Origin of the sequence: Streptomyces sp. NPDC001796 (assembly GCF_042892355.1) — a bacterium.
In the GTDB taxonomy this organism is placed as follows: domain Bacteria; phylum Actinomycetota; class Actinomycetes; order Streptomycetales; family Streptomycetaceae; genus Streptomyces.
In genome coordinates, this window is record NZ_JBIAUC010000010.1 from 85,289 (window position 1) to 104,716 (window position 19,428).

Sequence of the window (19,428 nt, forward strand, 5' to 3'; positions counted from 1 at the left end):
CAATGGATCACCTGTCCCGCTCTCCGGGTACCGTCAGGGTATGAGTCATCCGCACCCCGAGCTGAAAGCCGCCCCGCCCCTTCCTGAAGGAGGGCTGCGGGTCATCGCCCTGGGCGGCCTGGGTGAGATCGGCCGCAACATGACCGTCTTCGAGCACGCGGGCAAGCTGCTCATCGTCGACTGTGGCGTGCTGTTCCCCGAAGAGACGCAACCCGGCGTGGACGTGATCCTGCCGGACTTCTCCTCGATCCGGCACCGGCTGGACGACGTCGTGGCCGTGGTACTCACCCACGGCCACGAGGACCACATCGGCGGCGTGCCGTACCTGCTGCGCGAGCGGTCCGACATTCCGGTCGTCGGCTCCAAGCTGACGCTGGCGTTCCTGGAGGCCAAGCTCAAGGAACACGGCATCCGCCCGCGCACGGTGCGGGTGCGGGAGGGCGACCGCCGTGGCTTCGGGCCCTTCGACTGCGAGTTCGTGGCGGTCAACCACTCCATCCCCGACAGCCTCGCGGTCGCGATCCGCACCCGGGCCGGGATGGTGCTGCACACCGGCGACTTCAAGATGGACCAGTTCCCTCTCGACGACCGCATCACCGATCTGCGCGCCTTCGCCCGCCTCGGCGAGGAGGGCGTGGACCTCTTCCTCACCGACTCCACCAACGCCGAAGTACCCGGCTTCACCACCTCCGAGCGAGAGCTGAACCCGGCGATCGAGCAGGTGATGCGCACCGCGCCGCGCCGGGTCATCGTCTCCAGCTTCGCCAGCCACGTGCACCGCATCCAGCAGGTCCTGGACGCCGCCCACCAGCACGGCCGCAAGGTCGCCTTCGTCGGCCGGTCGATGGTCCGCAACATGGGCATCGCCCGTGACCTGGGCTATCTGAAGGTCCCCTCCGGTCTGGTCGTGAGCACGAACGAACTGGAGAAGCTCCCGGATCACAAGATCGCTCTGGTGTGCACCGGCTCCCAGGGCGAACCGATGGCCGCGCTGTCACGGATGGCCAACCGCGACCACATGATCCGCATCGGCAAGGACGACACCGTCCTGCTCGCCAGCTCCCTCATCCCCGGCAACGAGAACGCCATCTACCGGGTGATCAACGGACTCACCCGGTGGGGCGCCCACGTGGTCCACAAGGGCAACGCCAAGGTGCACGTCTCCGGACACGCCAGCGCCGGCGAACTCGTGTACTGCTACAACATCGTCAAGCCCCGCAACGTCATGCCCGTGCACGGCGAATGGCGCCACCTGCGGGCCAACGCCGACCTCGCCGTCCGTACCGGCGTCGACCCCGACCGGGTCGTCATCGCCGAGGACGGCGTCGTCGTCGACCTGGTCGACGGGCGCGCATCCATCACCGGCAAGGTCCCCGCCGGCAACGTCTACGTGGACGGCATGGAGGTCGGCGGCGCCACCGAAGCATCCCTCAAGGACCGCCTCACCCTCGCCGCCGAAGGCGTGGTCACGGTGGTGGCCATCGTCGACGCCGACACCGGCGCCCTCGCCGAGGCCCCCGACTTCCTGGCCCGGGGCTTCGTCCACGACGACGCCACCTTCGAGCCGGTCATCCCCGTCATCGAGAAGACCCTGGCCACCGCAGCCGAGGAAGGCGTCGGGGACGCGCGCCAACTCGAACAACTCATCGCCCGCGCCGTGGCGAACTGGGCCTTCCGCACCCACCGCCGCAAGCCCCTCATCATCCCCGTCATCATCGACGCCTGAGCCATAGCCCGGCAGCACGGTCCCCGTGCCGGCCGCGGCACCGCCCACGTCGGACTTCCCGGGCGGTGCCGCCCCTATCGGTTGCCACTCCTTCTTCCCCGGGCTCGCCCCTCGGCACCCACTACATGCACCACGCCCGCTCGTGGTTCTCTCTTCCGTGGAGTCCGGTGGCGCGTTGAGCCCGCCCGAGCCGCGGAACGGCGGTTCGGTCCCTCAGCGGCCTCGTCCGCCTGCGGTGCATCGGGTGCCTCGGGTTCGGGCGTTCTGATCAGGTCGATGTCTTCGGCTGAGGCTTGCGGCCCTCGGCGCGCAGTTGCTCGTTGATGCGCTGCGCCTCTTCGAGCTGGTCTTCGAGGATGACGATGCGGCAGGCGGCCTCTATGGCGGTGCCCTGGTCGACGAGTTCGCGGGCGCGGGCAGCGATGCGCAGCTGGTACCGGGAGTAGCGGCGATGGCCGCCGTCGGAGCGCAGCGGGGTGATCAGGCGGTGTTCACCGAGGGCACGGAGGAAGGCAGGGGAGGTGCCGAGCATCTCGGCGGCGCGGCCCATGGTGTAGGCGGGATAGTTGTCATCGTCGAGAGGGCCGACGGGACGGGAACCGGCAGGCGGCATAGACCTCTTCTTTCGGGGACGCGTCGGGGGGCCCGGGTGCCAGTACGGCACCCGGGCCCCGAGCTTTCAACACCATCTACCGGCGCACTGCGCCGGCCTTCTTTTTCCGCAGGTGCCGCCCGGGAGGGCGGGGTTGCGGGGATCGCGGATGCGTGACCGGGGACCACCTTCCAATCCGGGGCCTTGCGGTACCCGGGCGGACTGCTTCCTCGCCCGGGCGATCCTGATGGCGTCCTGCTCCTTACCTTTCGATTACGCGGATACCGCGGATGCTGCTCACAGCCCTGCTGGGGCCGTGTCCTTCTGGTCTACCTGCACAGCAGTTCGTGCCTGCTGTGCCCACTTCGACTTCTGGGTACGAAGACAACGCTAACCCTGTGACGGCGGAATGTCTACTGTCGCCACGACAGTTTTTCTGCATGGAGTGTGCGTCTGCTTCTACCGCAGATACACCAGAAGAGTGCCCGCTCGAATGGCGGTCCCCCCTTCCTGCACAGCAGTCCTCGGTGAGACCGGCCCGGTGCTCCCCCACGCTCAACGGCGTCCCAAGCCGCGTACGTCCACCGTCACGACCCCGCGCCGAGGGCCCCGATCAGGACGGCTCTCCGACTGGAGAACCTGCGAGACGTGGCCGCGCCCGTGCCACGTCCGGAGTGCCCTTCGGCCGGCGCCGGGGACGGGCTCAGACATCCAGGAGGATCCGGGCCGTGATGCGCTCGCCGACCGCTCCCCGATCGACGGTGAGTTCCTGTGCGGTGGCCTCACGATCTCCAGACCGTCACGATCATGGACTCCAGCGGTGTCAACACTCTCCACCCACCGAACCGCGCGAAGCGCCGGGGGCCGGCTACGACCGGCAGCGCCCCGTGCCTCCGTCGCACGCCTCTTCCAGATCATCGGCCTCGGGTGAGGGAGAGGCCGCCGGCGCAGGCGATCCCCTCGCCAGGGCAGGACGACGGCACAGGCGGAGCGCGCCATGCAGGCGAAGCCGGTGCCCTGCGAACCGGCACACCGCGTCATTCCGAAGGAATGCGAAACTCGAATTCGGGACGGTCCCACAGGACGGCGGGCGGGTTCGCGAGGGCGGTCCCGGTCCGTATCGCACCGACGCGGTGGTAGAAGTCCTCGGCGGGAAGATGCGACACGACCTTGACGCGGTCGAGCCCGGCGGCACGGGCCTCGGATTGCATGTGCGCGACGAGCAGTCGTCCGATACCCCGTCCTTGCGCTTCGTCGGCGACGAACAGCAGGTCGAGCTCCGGTGGAGCGAGCACGAGCGAGTAGAACCCGAGGACCCGGCCTCCATGCTCGTCGGAGCCGACGGCCACGAAGGCGCGGTGGGCCTCGATGTAATCAGGGCCGACCCGGTAGCCCGCGACTGCGGCTGCGTACTTACCCTCGTAGGCGCCGGAGCCACGCACGAGCCGTGTGAGCCGTTTGGCATCCCGCGCGACGGCCCTCCGTATGGTGACCTGCTGGCTGATCGGGGAGGTGCGTGAACTCATCGGAAGAGTATTTCGCACCGTGGGTGTCTTCGTGCGAAGGGGTCGGCTGCTCGGGCAGGCGTTCCTGCACCGCTCCCGGCGACGATGCACAAGCCGCACCCGCATGACCTGCGCCGTCGGGACCCGGGGGCGCCCGGATCGCCCGAGAGCACTGCCCATTGCTGCGGGCACGGAAGGCGGCCACCGCCGTTATTTACCGCCGCCGGTTGCGCGCCGCCGCCCGCACCCTGAGCTTGTCGACCAGGGCACCCCCATCGAGGCCCCCGTGCCGCATCGTCTCCCTTGAGGACCAGCTCGACGACGCCCTGCGTCTGAACCGGGACAAAACCGGAAGCTGGACGAGCGCGGCGCAGATACCTGGTCCCGCCACTACAGAAATCCGCCCCGGCGCGGGAGCATAATTACCGGACGCAGCCGAAAACGCATGACCGTCTCCATCCGACCTGTGTTAACGTGAGAGCAGTTGCGGTTTTGGTTGCCAGAGATTTTTTTCTTTGCAGAGCTTTCCGGATTTTTCCGGAGGGGTGATCATCGCGGCGACTCGGCTCCGCAAAGTGCGGAGTCCGGCACTGCCCCCCAAGGGAGATTCAATATGGCATCTGGCACCGTGAAGTGGTTCAACGCGGAAAAGGGCTTCGGCTTCATCGAGCAGGAGGGCGGCGGCGCTGACGTGTTCGCCCACTACTCGAACATCATCAGCAACGGTGGCTTCCGCGAGCTTCAGGAAGGCCAGAAGGTTAGCTTCGACGTCACGCAGGGCCAGAAGGGCCCGCAGGCCGAGAACATCGTTCCCGCCTGACGCTGACGCGTATCGTCGCGAGCCAGTGGTTCGCGCATCATGTGGCTGGGGCCCGTGCTCTTGGGGTACGGGCCCCAGCTCATTGCTTTTCCCGTTTTCCGGATTTTCCGGACCGCCGGCCGCTCCCCCGCTTCAGCAGCACGAGGCCCGGCGCTTCTTTTTTCTTCGGCTCATTCTTGCGAATCCTCGTGCGGTCATCGCCGCTGGACGGAATTCCTCGATACGCCGCATCGAGGAAGGTTCTTCCATGAACCGCACCCCCCGTCGCCCCGGCACCACTTCCGGAAGCCGCTTCCGTACGCAGGGGACGGCCCGCCAGGGCCCCCGCCCAGGCACCGGACGAAAGACTGGCCAGGGCGCACGCTCCGCCCCGCGCCGACAGGAGTTCGCCCTGCCGGTCACCCTCACCGAGCCGCTGCCGGCGGTCGAGACGTTCACCGAACTGGACATGCCCGCAAGGCTGTTGGCCGCGCTCGGCGCCGAGGGCGTGACCGTGCCCTTTCCGATCCAGGCGGCCACACTGCCGAACGCACTGGCCGGCCGGCACGTCCTGGGCCGAGGTCGAACGGGCTCGGGCAAGACACTCGCCTTCGGCCTGCCGGTACTGGCCCGTCTTGACGGGCAGCGGGCCCAGCCCCGGCAGCCGCTCGCCCTCGTCCTCGTCCCCACCCGGGAACTGGCCCAGCAGGTCACCGACGCGCTGACCCCCTACGCCCGCGCCCTACGGCTGCGGCTCGCCACCGTAGTGGGCGGGATGCCGATAGGCCGCCAGGCGAGTGCGCTGCGCGACGGCGCCGAGGTCGTCGTGGCGACGCCCGGCCGCCTCAAGGACCTCATCGAGCGGCGGGCCTGCCGACTGGACCGGGTCGCCGTCACCGTGCTGGACGAAGCCGACCAGATGGCCGACATGGGTTTCATGCCGCAGGTGACCTTGCTGCTCGACCAAGTTCCGGCGAGCGGCCAGCGGTTGCTGTTCTCGGCCACGCTGGACCGCAACATCGACCTCCTGGTACGCCGCTACCTCCACGACCCCGTGGTGCACTCGGTCGACCCGTCCGCGGGAGCCGTCACCACCATGGAGCACCACCTGCTGCATGTGCGCGACGCTGACAAGGACACCGCCGTGACCGAGATCGCCGCCCGCGACGGACGCGTGCTCATGTTCCTGGACACCAAGCACGCGGCGGACCGGCTCACCAAGCACCTGCTGTCCGTCGGGGTACGAGCCTCGGCCCTGCACGGTGGCAAGTCCCAGTCACAGCGCAACCGGACGCTCGCCCAGTTCAAGGACGGCCATGTCACGGTCCTGGTGGCCACCAACGTCGCCGCCCGCGGCATCCACGTCACGGGCCTCGACCTCGTCGTGAACGTAGACCCGCCCGGTGACCACAAGGACTACCTCCACCGCGGAGGCCGTACCGCACGCGCCGGCGAGTCCGGCACCGTCGTCACCCTTGTCCTGCCGCACCAGCGGCGAGCGGTGGACCGTCTGATGGGCGACGCCGGAATCGCTCCGCGCCTCGCCCGGATCCGCCCTGGCGAGGCCGAACTGCAGCGCATCACCGGCGCCCGCGCCCCCTCCGGCGTGCCCGTCGTCCTCGCCGCACCGGTCGAAGGACGACCCGAGGGCAAGGAATCCGTCGGCCGGCATCTCAGGAGCCGGGCCGCCGGCCGTGGGAGGAGCGACCAGGGGGCCGGCCATGGCCGACGGCCCAGGGCCGCCGCCCGGGGCCGTCGGCCTGCACCGAGGAACAATCCATAGCTCAAGCCCGGGGAAGCGCTCCCTGCGGTCGGGACGAGTCGTCGCCCGTCCTGCCCGCCCCGACGAAGAGGAGAAGCCCTTGACGACGTTTCCGCCCCGAACACAGCAGCCCGCCAGCGCCGACGGCACCGGTCTGACCGCCCGCGACGCCATGCATGCTCCCGGGCCGCAGGTCGACGACCACATGGCGGTCGACGTGGCCCTGTCCGTGCTCATCGGTGCGCGTGTCCCGCATCTGCTCCTCCAGGACGAGGACGGTCGGTGCGCAGGACTGGTCACCTGGGCGCAGCTCGCCGCACACCGCGGCGGCTCGTGGTACAGCGACCGGACGCGGCTGCGGGACATCCCACTCGACCGGGGACCGTTCACCTCGTCCACATCGGTACTCGGTGAGGCGGAGGCCGCCATGCGGATCCGGACGCTGGACGTGTCCCCCGTGATCGACGAACACGGCTACGCCCTGGGCGTGCTCGCTCTCACGCCCTGACGGTCGTACCGACCCCGCCCGACCGCCGTCACCCGGTCACCGTCCCGGCATTCTCCCCCACTTCGTGGAGGCAGCCATGCGCTGTGTCATCGCCTGGTACCCCTTCGACCTGACCAGGATCGAGGTCGAACAGTCCGTGACCGGCGTCCCGCCCGAACCCGCCACCGGCGTGTCTGTCACCATCGACCGCCGCGTCTACCCCGTGATGCAGGTCGACGAAGTGATCACCGGGCAGAATGGCCGTGACTTCGCCGTGACTTCGCCGTGGCCGAGATGCGCCGGGCGCTGACCCGACTCGGCTTCACCTGCCACGACGCGCGCCCGGTCGCGCCAAGCTGGGATGCGCGGACGGACGACGGCGCGCTGGGCCGGTGAGCGATTCCGAAATCGACGGCAGGTGAATTGCCGTCCGCGGGTTGGAACACCGAAGGCACCGAAGGATGTGGCACCGGCTGGTGGCGGGCCGGACGCGCGAACCACGTCCCGTAGGGGCCAACGGTTCGGCAATGAGCCGCCGAGGCCGCACGAGGCCGGTAGACCCGCCGGCCCGGTAGTCGTCGCGGGACTGCCCGGCGACAACCGGTGCGGCCGGCCCTAGCCGTTACCGGGACGCCCATGGCAAGGGTGCCATGGCGGATGACCCCCGATCGTCCAGGCTCCCTCATGGCGCTTGCCGAACTTGTCCGTCTCGCCACCCAGCCGCGGTGTCACCGTTTCCCCTACCACCCCACCGGCCCGGCCAGACGGGCCGCGCGCGTGCCCGGACGCCGCATGCGTGCGAGGCGCGCCGAGGACCGCTGAGCAAGCCTCATTCAGAAGGGCTGGCGGCACCCTGCCCTTCGACAACAGCCGCTCACGGAGCCGACCGTGAAGGGTCGAGCAAACCTACGGGATCTTGACAGTGCACCGGCGCCACCAACCCGCGCCGGCCGTAGTTGGGCCCTGTCTCAGCCGAGACCGCCGGCTACGCCTCGCCCGCAACGCGCACATGGACATGCGCACGTTGCGGGCCACGGCACCGGGCACGGCAGTGGACAGCGCGCAGAGTGCCGGTAAGGCGGCCGGACTGCGGGACTGATCGACTCAGCCGCCGCTCTTGCGCCTGAACGACCGCTGGCTCGCAGCCGGGCCGTGCGCTGCACGCACCTTGAACGCATCCGGGTTGGCGGCAACATCGGCCGCGTCCCCCTGCGCACCGCGCTTGCGCTCCAGGGCTTCACGGAACCTGCGCTTGAGGTCGTAGTTACCGTCGCTGTCCGGCGACAGAGGGGACGTCTCGGGGGCAGCCGGCTCCGAACCTTCCGTGATTACGGGCTCTTCAGTCATGGTGACCTCCTGGGTTCGGGGGTGGGCCAGCACAGCTTGTCATGCCGGGCGAGGCCCGGGACGCCAGCAACATCGTCCTGCTCCTTTTCGGCCGGTTTCTCTCTCGCGGCCGAGGGCGTTCGCTTCGAAGAGGGGGCGCAGGACGGGCTCAGGGCCGGGCAGAGGGCAGTCGATCCCGTGGCCAGGAGACTCGCTGACAGGGCAACGGGTCTCAGCCGTTGGGACGTACGAGGGCGGCCTTGCGGGCCTCGCCAGCCTTTCGGGACTTGCCGCCGGCACCGCGGGAGGTGTCCTTGCTGGTGCCGAGGCCGCGGAAGGGAGCGTTGCTGTTCTTGGCCGGGGACGGCGGCCCCACCGTCGAGCGGGGGCCGGAGGGAGCCTTGGCGCCGGTGATCCGGCTCAGCTCCGCCTCGCCCGAGCGCACCTTGGTGACGGTCGGCTCGATGCCGGCCCCGGCCATCATGCGGCTCGTCTCGCGGCGCTGGCCCGCCAGCACGAGCGTGACCACGCTGCCGGGCTCACCGGCGCGGGCGGTGCGGTCGGCCCGGTGCACATAGTCCTTGGGGTCCGTGGGCGGGTCGACGTTGACCACGAGATCGAGGCCCTCGACGTGCAGGCCACGGGCCGCGACATCGGTCGCCACCAGAGCGGTGATCTCGCCGTTGACTTCCCGCAATTTCCTACGAGTCGAAGGGCTTCAGGTGACACGAACCGGATCACGAGACACCAGGTCAGATCTCGGGCAGCCCCGGATCCTCGTCGATGGCCCGCAGCAGCCGACGAGCCGCATCGGCGACCTCGGGCAGCACGGAGTCGGCCAGGGCCTCGATCACCGGCCGTCCGCGGAGGACCGCCTCCCGGGCAGCGACCTCCCACCCGGGCTGCTCCTGGAAGTTCTTTCGCTTCGGCCCGCCCGCGGCGACGGCCGATGAGTGCCACGTCCGAGTCCGATAGATCTTCTCCAGCAGCTCCAACAACTCCGGCTTGCACGGCACATGGGGAGCCTCGGCCAGTTCCAGGAGGAAGGGGACGGTCGGGGCCGTGGCCTCGCCGACGACGAACCCCAAGGCGCAGATGCAGTCACCAAGGTCATCGATGGCGAGCCGGGCGACATCTTCGCCGCCCCACGCGATTCGGGAGAGCAACGGCGGGATGTCCCGGGCGGGTGCCTGCGCACCTCGCAGGTTCCCCCAGCGCACCCCGGGAACGCCCTTCAGCAGGCTTCCCACGACCAACACCCCAATCAACCGATGTCGAAGTACGTGTCCCTGATACCCAGCCGGGACATGACCTGCTGGCAAGAATCGCACCCGGGCAGAAGTTCCCTGTTGCGTGGATGGTTGAAAGGCTTGTGAACCATGGCGAGGCTCCGACTTCCGCGGATCGTGTCACCCGCCTCGAGCGCCTGCGTGATGCAGCCGATCTCGGCGCAGCCTGCGTGGTGGTCGGTTTGGTTCACCACCCTGCGCAGTACGAGAGGCAGGTTCATCTTGTCGTGGTCAGTCCTGTTCCGGCTGAGGTCGAAGTACATGTTGCCCTCCGGCGTCCAGAGCACACTGGCCGCACCCTCGTTCTTGCCAGGCCCCATCCGTCGCAGGTCCGTGTAGGACCGCAGCGGGCAGAAGAGCGGATTCTTCCGAGCACTCTCGTTGTGGACGAGCAGCGTCGCCGCACCGGTCTGGACGTAGTAGGTGTGCGCGGTATCGACCGTCAGGTTGTAGACCGCCGCCTGCTGCGTCCATGCGCTGACCGCTTCGACCTGGACCCATGTACCGGAGCCCGTCTGGAGCCACTGGCCGGGCTGCAGCTCGCCGGCCTTCAGCCACTTCTTCAGGTCCGGGACCCAGAAGGGGTGACCCGCGGTCGCGGTGACGGTGTCCGTCGCGTGGCCCTTGTCGCCGTCCGTGTCGATCGTGAGCTTGACGAGGTTCTTCGTGCCCTCGCCCTTGATCGTGTCGGTGACCTTCTCCTTGGAGGTCTTGCCGGTCGTCGGGTCGGTGGCGAGGACCTCGTCGCCCTCCTCGACCTTCTCGATCGGTTTGCGGCTGCCGTCGGCCATGACGACTTCCGTACCGGGTACGAAGCTGTTGCCGCTGGCGAGAGATGCCACGTCCCTGACGGTCGAGACGCAGTCCGCCGCCGACTCGGCCTCTTCGAGGACCTTCTTGCCCTTCTCCGCCGCCTTCGCGATCTCGTCCGCGTACTTCGCCGCCTTCGCCGTCATCCGCCCGGCCTTCGCCGCCCGGACCGCCGCCGCGCCGGCGCCGCCGAGGACGATGCCGCCCACGGTCGCCGCCGCCCAGGCGCAGGACTCCATGTCGCCCGTGGTGACACAGTCCTTGATGTCGTTGAAGCCGGTGACGTCGCCGACGATGTTGCCGACCGTCTTGACGCCGTCCCAGACCTCGCCCCAGTCGACCGCGTCCGAGACGGTCTCCACGACGCTGCCGACCTGCTTGACGACCTCGTCGCGGATGGCGTCCGCGGCCTTGGCGGCATCGGCGACCACCTGGACGGCCGCGCCGACGACGATCGCCGGAAGGTTCGGGTCGGCAGTGACGATCGCCTTGCCGACGGCGATCAGCGGCTTGGTGGCCGCGAGGATCGCCGGGATCGGGTTGTGCTGGGCCGCGAAGGAGGCCGCCTGCCTGGCCTTCTTCGTGATGTAGACCTTGGCCTGGTAGGCCGCCCTGGCGGCCTGTCTCGCCTTCTCACGGGCCCACTCGGTGAAGCCCGTCTTCTGGCCGACCCACTTGACGGCGTTGACGGTGGCGTCGACGACCGTCTTCAGGCCCGACTTCCGGTAGACCCAGCTCGCGGCCTTGCCTACATAGCTCAGCGCCAGCTTGAACGCCGCCCCCGGGTTGTTCCACGCCCACTGCACGCCGTGCCAGACGGACTGGGCGGTCTTGGAGACCCAGTGCGCGCCCTGGCGGAGCTTCTTGCCCGTCCAGCTCACGGCCTTCTTGCACCAGCCGCAGCTCGGCCAGTGGCCGTCCGGGTCGGTGTAGTCCAGCGGGGCGCCGGCGCCGTAGGTGTAGCGGTTCGCCAGGATCGAGGCGCCGGAGCTGTAGTCGTACGAGTCCCGGGAGTCGAAGGTGCCGGTCCCCGGGTCGTACCAGCGGGACTGCATGTCGACCTGGTCGGTGTCCGGGTCGGTCCAGTCGCCCTGGTAACCCACGTTGCCGTGCATGTCGGCCGTGCCGAGCACCCGGCCGAACGGGTCGAAGGCCGTGGACTCGTCCAGGGCGGTGGCCGCGCCGTCCGCCGCGGACATGCTGCCGACGACGTCGCCGTGCTTGTCCTCCAGCGTCAGCCGGGCCGCACCGCCGCTCTCGGCGATCGACAGGAGCTCGTCCGCCGCGCCGCGGCCGTACGTGGAGTTCTGGTCCTTGACCGGGTCGGGTGCCACGCCGGCGTAGGAGAAGTCCACGCCGTTGCGGGCCGCTATGCGGTCCAGCGAGTCGTAGGTGTACTCCGTTCCGGACTCGCCCGCCTTCACCAGCCGGTCGAAGGCGTCGAAGGTGAAGTCCTCCTTCAGACCGGAACTGGTGCGCGACGCGAGCGTGCCGCGTGAGGTGTAGTCGTACGTGTAGTCGCCGTCGGACAGCAGCCGGTTGCGCTCGTCGAAGGTGGCGGTCTTGCTGCCGTTCTTCACACGGTTGCCGCTGTCGTCCCAGCCGTACGCCGTCGTCGTGCCGCCGGCTGTCCAGGAGGTGAGGCGGCCGGCGTAGTCGTAACCGTAGGTGTTGGTCCCGGCCCTGGCGGTGCCCGCCGTGGTCTTCGACGTCAGCCGGTCGTCGGTGTCGTAGCCGTAGTCGGTCGACGCCATCGTCTGGCCGGCGCTGTTCTTCAGCGTGTCGGTGTCGAGCCGGCCCAGGTCGTCGTAGGTGAAGCTGCGGGACTGGCCCGCACCGTAGTCGACCTTCTTGACCGCGCCCGATCCGTCGTAGGTGTAGCTCTGCCGCACACCGGTGAGCGGGTCGGTCGCCGAGGTCAGCTGCTGCTTGGCGTAGCTGAAGCTCGCGGTGCCGGACGCGTCGGTGCGGCTGGTGAGCAGGCCGTCGCTGTCGTACTGGTACGTGGCGTCGCCGGACGGGCCGGTCGCCTTCAGCAGCGAGCCCCGGTCGTCGTACTCGTAGGTGTCGTCGCCCTTCGGCGAGGAGGCCGCGACCAGCCGGCCCGCCGGGTCGTACCGGAACCGCTTCTCGGGAGTCGTCACGGCGGCGCCCGTGCCGGTCTCGCGGACCAACTGCCCCGCCTTGTCGTACTCGCGCTCGCGGACCACGTTGCCCGGCGCGGTGACCTTCACGGGCTCGCCGGCGGCGTCGTATGCGGTCGTCCAGGTACGGGCTGCCGGGGACGAGTCGCGGTCGGTCGCCGGCTCGATCACCGACTCGGCGAGGCCGAGCGTGTTGACGGTGTAGATCGTCGAGTTGCCGCGGCCGTCCGTGTAGCGGGTGCGGTTGCCCAGCGCGTCGTAGCCGAAGGACGTGGTGATGGACTTGGTGTCGGAGACCGGCTCGGTCTGGGTGGTCAGCCGGTTGAGGGCGTCGTACGTGTACGTCGTCGTACGGTTCAGCGGGTTGGTCGAGGTGACCAGGTTGCCCGCCTTGTCGTAGGTGTAACTGACCTTGCGCAGCTGGCTGTTGGACGGGTCCAGATCCTGGTCCTGGACGAGCTGGCCGAGCTGGTCGTAGATCTTCGCCGAGGTGCGGCCCATGCCGTCCGTGCGGCGTACCTCACGGCCCGAGGCGTCGTAGCCGATCTGGGTGGTGGCGCCGCTCGGCTCCTGCAGTCTGGTCAGCTGGCTGAGGCTGTCGTAGGTGAACTGGCTGACGGCGCCGCTCGGCGAGGTCTGCTTCACCACGTTGCCCGCGTCGTCGTACTCGTTGCGGATGGTGAAGGCGCCGGGCTGCGGCTTGCGCTCGATCTGGGTGGTGGTGACCGGGCGGTCCAGGTCGTCGTATGTCGTCTCGGCGCGGGCGCCGCTGGGGTCCGTGACGGACAGCACCTCGCCGGTACGGGTGTACGTGTACTTCCACTGGCCCCGCTCGTCGCCCGTGCCGACCGGCACGTCCTTCACGGTGAGCCGGTTCTGGCGGTCGTACTGGAACCTGGTCACGCGGCCGAGCGGGTCGGTGCTCTCGGTGAGGTTGCCGAGCGCGTCGTAGGCGTTGGTGACGGTCGGGGCGACGGTCCCGGTGGAGCCCGGCGCGGTGTAGGAGGGCGCGGTCTGGGTGGTCGCGCGGCCCAGCCGGTCGTAGGCGGTGCGGTTGACGTTCCCGAGCGCGTCGACCGACTCCGTGACCGCACCGAAGGTGTCGTAACCGGTGAAGGTGGTGGGCCGGGAGGTGGCGGGCGTGCCGCCGCCGGACTCGGTCTGGACGGCGGGCGCGGTGACGGAGACCGCCCGGCCGAGCTCGTCGTAGCCGTACTCGGTCTTGTTGCCCGCCGGGTCCGTCTTGGATGTGGTGAGCCCGCGGTCGTCGTAGGTGTAGTCGGTGGTGCGCGAGTCGGTGCCGTTCTCGACCGTCTCGTGGAGGACGTTGCCCGCGTCGTCGTACTCGTAGCGGACGGAGTCGCCGCTGACGCTCACCGGCCAGGGGACGTTGGACGGGGAACCGCTGGAGGCCGTCGTCAGCACGTTGCCGGCGAGGTCGTAGGTGTACGTCGTGCGCCGCGCGAGTCCGTCGGGGTCCATGACCTCGGACTTCACCCGGCCGACCGGGTCGTAGGTGTACTCGGTGACGAGCTTGCCGCCCGCGGTCGTCTCGGTCAGGACGTTGCCGGCACCGTCGTAGGTGTCGGACTCCACGACGATGTCGCGCTTGGTGCCGTCGGGGTTGTGGAAGTCCTTGAGCGTGATCGACTTGACCAGGTCGTCGCCGTAGTACTGGTAGATCAGCGAGCGGCCCATCGAGTCCGTGTGCCGGGCCAGCCGGCCGCCCATGTCGTAGGCGTACGACTGCAGGACGGTGTAGCTGTCGTCGCCGCCGTCGTCGTCCCAGTCGCGCAGCCGGGTCTCGGCCAGCATGTTGCGCGCGGTGTAGACGTAGTCGAAGTGGTTGCCGTTCGCGTCCACCATGGACGTCTTGTTGCCGAAGACGTCGTAGGTGTACGAGGTCTCGTTGCCCTCGGCGTCGGTGACCAGCTCAGGACGGCCGTGGTCGTCGAGGCCGAAGGTCATCACCCGCGCGGCGTCGCCGCCCAGCAGGTCGCTGATCTCGGTGCGCACCACGTTGCCGTCGGCGTCGTAGTCCGTGGTGGTCCGCTGCTGGTGCCTGCCGGAGGTGACGACGTTGGTCGCAGCCGGGTCGGTGAGGGTGTGGACCCGGGAGAGCTTGTCGTAGGTGAACGTCGACGTCGTGCCGGCCGGCTGGGCGTCGGTGACGACGGTCTCGGTGAGCTTGCGGCCCAGTGCGTCGTACGTGTACTTGGTGACGCCGCCGGAGGGATCGGTCACCCAGGCCAGGTCGCCGTTCTTGTAGTACTGGTAGCGGGTGATCTTGCCGCGTGGGTCGGCGGTGGTGAGCGGCAGGCCGGTGGGCGTGTTGCCGCCACCGATGGCCGGCTCGGTGCCGGTCGTGTACGTGTTTCTGGCCGTGCCGCCGTCGGGTGCCGTCTGGGTGAGCAGCGCACCGCTGGTGTTGTACGTGTACTTGGTGAGGTAGCGGTTGTCGGTGGGGCCGGTCGAACGGCCGTCGCGGGTCTCGGACGGCTGGTCGGCCCGCAGGTCGAAGTCGCCGGTCGGCGTCGGGTAGGTGGTGTACGAGGTCTGGCAGTCGCCGGCCGAACGGCAGGTCGTCCGGCTGGTCACGTTGCCGCGGTCGTCGTAGCCGAGGGTGACCTTGTCGCCGTTCTCGCTGGTGATCCCGGTCTGGAAGCCGTTGTCGTCGTACTCGAAGGAGCGGATGGCGACACCGTCGACCGGGTAGCGGATGAAGTCCGGTCCGTCGCCGCCGTTACCGGGCGGATTGGTGCAGAAGGCCGGGTCGCCCGGGTCGGGCTGGGTGCAGACCTGCCCGGGGTCGGTCGGCGACGGGGACGGGGCCTTGGTGACGGACTCCCGGGCGCCGAGCGCCATCGGCTCGCCGTAGCGCAGCAGCCGCGAGGACAGCCCGTCGTACTCATAGAAGTACGGGGCGTCCATCGGGTCGCGCACCTCGACGGTGCGGCGCAGGTCCTTGTCGTTGCCGAAGACCGCGGGCGTGCCGATCTTCCAGGTGCCGCCGTTGCGGTCGGTGTACTCCTGGACGCGGTCGCGGGTGGTGTCGTACTGGACCTCGGAGGCGATGCGGCCGCTGGGCAGCGTCGTCTTCGTCAGGACGTCGGCGGTGCGGCCGCCCTCGCGGTAGTGGGCGGTGACGGCCGCCGTGCCCAGCGGGTGGTGGTAGACGGCGACGTCGTCGACGGCGCCGGCGAAGGACTTGGCGGCGGTGGAGCCCCAGCCCGGCCAGGAGGCGGGGGTGGTGGCGTAGGCGGCGCCGATCTGGTTGTAGGTGAGGTTGGTCTGCAGCGGCTGCTTGCCCGTGAGGGTCCCGGAGAGCTTGCCGTCAAGATAGAGGCTCTGGGTGGAGCCGGACATCGACAGCACCGCGTGGTGCCACTGGCCGTCGTTGACGTTCTTGGTGATGTCGGTGATCGGCCCGGCCGTGCCGGTCCAGAACTGGCCGCGGAGCTTTCCGTCGGTGCCGACGTACAGCATCGGGACACCGGTGCCGGGCGTGGTGCCCCAGGCCTTGTCCTGGTACCCGACGAGCGGGCCGCCGACGCCGCCCGCGATCGTCTTGAACCATACCTCGACCGCTGTGTCACGGCTCTTCTTCAGCGTGCCGGCGGGCAGGTCGACGCGTGAGGTGGTGCCGTTGAAGGACGCGGCGGTGCCGGGGTCGCCGGTGATCGCACCGGGGGCCTTCAGGGTGACGTTCTGGTAGGTGCCGCGGTCCTTGCCGAGGTTGGCCTCGTTGGCGCTGTCGGCGGCGGTGCCCTCCTCCTCGCCGAGGCGCCAGTAGGACTCGGGGCGGGAGTCGAGCACGGTGGTGGCGTAGTGGCTGCCGGTGCCGTAGCCGTACTGGGTGCAGCCGTTCAGCGGGTCGCAGACCTTGTCGAGCAGATCGCCGGTGTAGCTGTACGTCCAGGTCAGCGGGGCGCCGTCGACGGGGGTGGTCTGCACCCTGGTGACGTGTGCGCCGGTCCAGGTGAAGGTCAGCGAGCGGGAGGTGCGGTTGTTCGTCGCGGTCGCGAGTTTGCCGGCGCTGTAGGTGTAGGTGACCGAGTTGGAGTACGCGTCGGTGATCTTGGCCAGGAGACCGGTCGTGCTGAAGTCGTACGTCGTACCGGACTTGTCCTGCAGCTTGTAGGTGTCGGCCGTGGAGTCGAAGGTCAGCTTGGCGAAGCGGCCGGGCGGCGGGGCGTACGTCCCGTCGGCGTTCCTGCCGAAGCGGACGTCCTGGCCGTCGGGGTAGCGGATGACGACGTTGCCGCTGCCGTCGTCGTCCGGCGTGAGCCGCATGTCGAAGCGCGTCGTCCAGCCGGCGCCGAAGGCGAGGTCACGCCGCGGGTCGAGGCTGTTGTAGGTACGGATGAGGGTCAGGTCGGGACCGACGCCGGCGAGGGACGCGTCGGTCGCGCTGGAGGTGAAGTTGCCGACGTTGGGGTCGAACTCCTTGCCCTGTGCCTGAGAGAGCCGCGAGGTGATCTCGGGCTGCGGAACGGCGGCGACCAGCGCCACCTGCTGGGTGGGCACCTCGTTGGACGCGTCCTTGACGAAGCCGCGCCACAGATAGGTCTTGCCCCACTTCAGCCGGCCGGAGGGCACCGGGTACGCCGAGCTCGTCTGGTAGGCGGAGGTCGTGCAGGCGGTCGGCTTGCCGTCCTTGTCGGCCTCGCAGATCTCGAACTTGTACTGGAGCGAGGAACCGGGGGGCGCGTCGATGTCGACGCCGGCCGCCCACAGCTGCGGGGTCAGGGTCTGGGCCTGGTAGCCGTTGGGCGGGAACTGCTCCTTGACCACCGGCGCGATGTCGAAGACCTGGATGGTCAGCCGGCCCGGCGGCACCTGCTCGTCCGTGAAGACCTTGCCGCCCTGCCGGACCATCGTGAAGTCGAGCATGTAGACGCCCGGCGGGAGCGCCTTGATCGTGGCGTCGACCGTCAACTTGGCACCGTGGGCCACGTTTCCGGTCAGGCTGCCCGCACGCTGCTGCGTGACCAGCTTGCCCTTCTTGTCGTAGGCGCGGTAGGCGAGGTAGTAGGTGGACGGCGTCCAGGTCTCGGCGCCCTTGTTGGTGACCGCGACCTTGACCTGCCCGGCCTGGTTCTGCAGCACCGGCGGGTCGGGCACGGGCTTGGGGAAGCTGTAGGACGCGTTGTACGGGGAGTGCGTGACGTACAGCTTGGGCGGGTTGGCCGAGGCGTGGCCGGTGAACTTCTTGAACGCGAGCGAGTCGGTGGCCGAGGCCCGCAGGGACAGGCCGTAGTTGGCCTGGGTGCCGTTGACCCAGCGCTGCACCAGGTCGCGGCCGCCCTTGCCGAGGTCGAACAGCTCTCCGGCGGTGGGGCAGGCGGACTTCGACTGGCCGAAGCCTATGTAGCCGTAGGCGAAGGACTTCGACGCGAGGGCGCCGCCGACCGAGGGGCCGGGGTAGGCGGTGCCGGTGCCGGCGGTCCACGACTGGGTCACCGGGTGGACGGAGACGGAACGCGGCTTGCAGGAGGCCGAGTCGAAGTTCACGACCTGCAACTGCACACCGAAGATCTGGTGGTACCTGAGCTCCTCGTCGAGGCCGGGGAAGCCGAGGTAGGCGGCGGAGGCGCCGTCCGGGCCCTTGCCGACCTGGAGTTCGCTGGAGCCGACCACGGAACCGCCGCTGCGGACCGTCATGGAGGTGGAGGCGGACGTGGTGTCGACGGAGGGGTCGACGCGGACGGGGTAGGCGCGGGCCGGGTCGGCGAGCCAGTCCCGGTCGACGGTCATCTTCAGCGCCTGGCCGCCGTCCCGCTGGACGAGTTCGTACGACACGGCGTGTGAGACGGCGTGGGCCGCGTCCTCCATGAAGCCGGCCGGGATGACGGCGCGGGTGCGGCCCTTGGTGTCGGTCAGCAGAATCGATCCGCCGTCAGCTCGGGCGGCGAGGCCCTTGAGGTGGAGCGGGAAGACGAAGCTGTCAGGGGCGGTGGCGGACTTCAGGACGAGGGTCTCCTTGACCCCGCCGGCCTGCGAGTCGAGCCACAGGTCGGTCCCGGGGAGCACCTGCTCGTAGCTGACGCGGGCACCGTCCGCGCTGCCCGCCACGGAGGCGGCGCCGCTCAGCCCGTACCCGAGGGACTCGCCGGACGGCAGGGTGACGGAGGCGAGCTCGCCGACGTCGGCCCGGTCGGCGAAGCGCAGGGCCACGGAGTCGGCGGCGTTGGCCCAGCCGCCGTCGTCCTCGACGAGCGAGGTGTTGATGGGCCGCCAGTTTCCACGCGAGTCCCGGTAGTTGATGGGGTCGGTGGAGATCTCGCTGGTGCGGGTGCCGTCCTCGTTGGCGTACGTACGGCTGTGGGCGTCGCGCTCCGGGACGATCTCCTTGCTCGTCCTGCGGTCGAAGCCCTTGACCTTCGCGGGGGCCGGGGCGGTGACCTCGACCGCGTTCTTCCGCGCCGCGGGCCGTGCGGCGGGCGGGCTCTTCAGCGGGTACTTGGCCCGCAGGGACCGCGGTGCGTCGTTGTTGCGCCTACCACCCGCTAAGTGGCTCAGCCCCTCGGCACTGCCCCAGCGCTGGCCGGGCCCCTTGGCGGCGGCCGGCTCATCGGGGAAGAGGTGGATCCCGACGCCTGCGACGGCGAGCGAGCCGACGGCGATGACCGTTGCCACGGCGAGCGCCACGGCCTTGCCCCAGTGCGAACGCAGAAGCCTCGGCATGAGCCACGAGCGCGCAAGTGTCCGGTACGCCGGCACGGTCCCCCCACAGAACGAACGAATGAGCAGGGGGAAGCCTGTCGGATCGCCATGACCATGTCGACTGGATAACAAGACCATTCACCTTGGCGTGATCATTACGTGATCATTACCTTCGGAGGCGACGCGCGATTTTCCCAGGGGGCCCGCAGGTGGCGCCGGATTCAGAGCACGGAATGCCGCCGAGGAGGCGACATGGGGTCCACCTGGGGCGTCATCAAGCAGAAAGATGCTCTGAGTTCACGTTGCATTCACCTGACACCTC

10 protein-coding genes and 1 pseudogene are annotated in these 19,428 nt (G+C 69.4%); 5 read left to right on the top strand and 6 right to left on the bottom strand.

Annotated elements, in window-relative coordinates:
* Window positions 1–40: 40 nt before the first annotated feature.
* The gene (locus tag ACFYZE_RS21500; protein WP_388996285.1) at window positions 41–1,726 is read left to right on the top strand and encodes a ribonuclease J; all 1,686 of its coding nucleotides are present in this window, start codon (window positions 41–43) and stop codon (window positions 1,724–1,726) included.
* Between the two features lie 268 nt (window positions 1,727–1,994).
* Here ACFYZE_RS21500 and ACFYZE_RS21505 read toward each other — a convergent pair whose 3' ends face one another.
* Window positions 1,995–2,339, bottom strand: coding sequence for a MerR family transcriptional regulator (locus ACFYZE_RS21505; protein ID WP_388996288.1), 345 nt, complete (start codon window positions 2,337–2,339; stop codon window positions 1,995–1,997).
* Window positions 2,340–3,355: 1,016 nt separating this feature from the next.
* On the bottom strand, window positions 3,356–3,844 hold the full coding sequence (locus ACFYZE_RS21510) for a GNAT family N-acetyltransferase (protein WP_388996291.1): 489 nt from the start codon (window positions 3,842–3,844) through the stop codon (window positions 3,356–3,358).
* Window positions 3,845–4,436: 592 nt separating this feature from the next.
* Between ACFYZE_RS21510 and ACFYZE_RS21515 the strand changes: the two genes are divergently transcribed.
* The 4 genes and pseudogenes from ACFYZE_RS21515 (at window position 4,437) to ACFYZE_RS21530 (ending at window position 7,267) form a co-directional block, all read left to right on the top strand.
* Window positions 4,437–4,643, top strand: coding sequence for a cold-shock protein (locus tag ACFYZE_RS21515; protein ID WP_020943091.1), 207 nt, complete (start codon window positions 4,437–4,439; stop codon window positions 4,641–4,643).
* Window positions 4,644–4,890: 247 nt separating this feature from the next.
* A complete protein-coding gene (locus ACFYZE_RS21520; protein WP_388996294.1) occupies window positions 4,891–6,405 on the top strand; it encodes a DEAD/DEAH box helicase in 1,515 nt (504 codons plus the stop codon).
* Between the two features lie 151 nt (window positions 6,406–6,556).
* On the top strand, window positions 6,557–6,892 hold the full coding sequence (locus ACFYZE_RS21525) for a hypothetical protein (protein ID WP_388996694.1): 336 nt from the start codon (window positions 6,557–6,559) through the stop codon (window positions 6,890–6,892).
* A 76-nt stretch (window positions 6,893–6,968) separates the two neighbouring features.
* Window positions 6,969–7,267, top strand: a pseudogene (locus ACFYZE_RS21530) (SCO5918 family protein).
* Between the two features lie 708 nt (window positions 7,268–7,975).
* On the opposite strand, the gene ACFYZE_RS21535 reads toward ACFYZE_RS21530, so the two are convergent.
* The 4 genes from ACFYZE_RS21535 to ACFYZE_RS21550 all read right to left on the bottom strand — a co-directional run bounded on the left by ACFYZE_RS21535 (window position 7,976) and on the right by ACFYZE_RS21550 (window position 19,127).
* Window positions 7,976–8,218, bottom strand: coding sequence for a DUF5302 domain-containing protein (locus ACFYZE_RS21535; RefSeq protein WP_388996297.1), 243 nt, complete (start codon window positions 8,216–8,218; stop codon window positions 7,976–7,978).
* A gap of 211 nt (window positions 8,219–8,429) precedes the next feature.
* On the bottom strand, window positions 8,430–8,894 hold the full coding sequence (locus ACFYZE_RS21540; protein WP_388996300.1) for a helicase-related protein: 465 nt from the start codon (window positions 8,892–8,894) through the stop codon (window positions 8,430–8,432).
* A gap of 55 nt (window positions 8,895–8,949) precedes the next feature.
* Window positions 8,950–9,447, bottom strand: a complete 498-nt coding sequence (locus ACFYZE_RS21545) for a hypothetical protein (RefSeq protein WP_388996303.1) — start codon at window positions 9,445–9,447, stop codon at window positions 8,950–8,952.
* Window positions 9,448–9,461: 14 nt separating this feature from the next.
* Window positions 9,462–19,127, bottom strand: a complete 9,666-nt coding sequence (locus ACFYZE_RS21550; protein ID WP_388996306.1) for a polymorphic toxin-type HINT domain-containing protein — start codon at window positions 19,125–19,127, stop codon at window positions 9,462–9,464.
* Between the last annotated feature and the right edge of the window lie 301 nt (window positions 19,128–19,428).

Bases quoted from the DNA above. Each gene is read 5' to 3' on its own strand.
- ACFYZE_RS21500 (WP_388996285.1), top strand. From the start codon at position 41: ATGAGTCATCCGCACCCCGAGCTGAAAGCCGCCCCGCCCCTTCCTGAA.
- ACFYZE_RS21505 (WP_388996288.1), bottom strand. From the start codon at position 2,339: ATGCCGCCTGCCGGTTCCCGTCCCGTCGGCCCTCTCGACGATGACAAC.
- ACFYZE_RS21510 (WP_388996291.1), bottom strand. From the start codon at position 3,844: ATGAGTTCACGCACCTCCCCGATCAGCCAGCAGGTCACCATACGGAGG.
- ACFYZE_RS21515 (WP_020943091.1), top strand. From the start codon at position 4,437: ATGGCATCTGGCACCGTGAAGTGGTTCAACGCGGAAAAGGGCTTCGGC.
- ACFYZE_RS21520 (WP_388996294.1), top strand. From the start codon at position 4,891: ATGAACCGCACCCCCCGTCGCCCCGGCACCACTTCCGGAAGCCGCTTC.
- ACFYZE_RS21525 (WP_388996694.1), top strand. From the start codon at position 6,557: ATGCATGCTCCCGGGCCGCAGGTCGACGACCACATGGCGGTCGACGTG.
- ACFYZE_RS21535 (WP_388996297.1), bottom strand. From the start codon at position 8,218: ATGACTGAAGAGCCCGTAATCACGGAAGGTTCGGAGCCGGCTGCCCCC.
- ACFYZE_RS21550 (WP_388996306.1), bottom strand. From the start codon at position 19,127: ATGCCGAGGCTTCTGCGTTCGCACTGGGGCAAGGCCGTGGCGCTCGCC.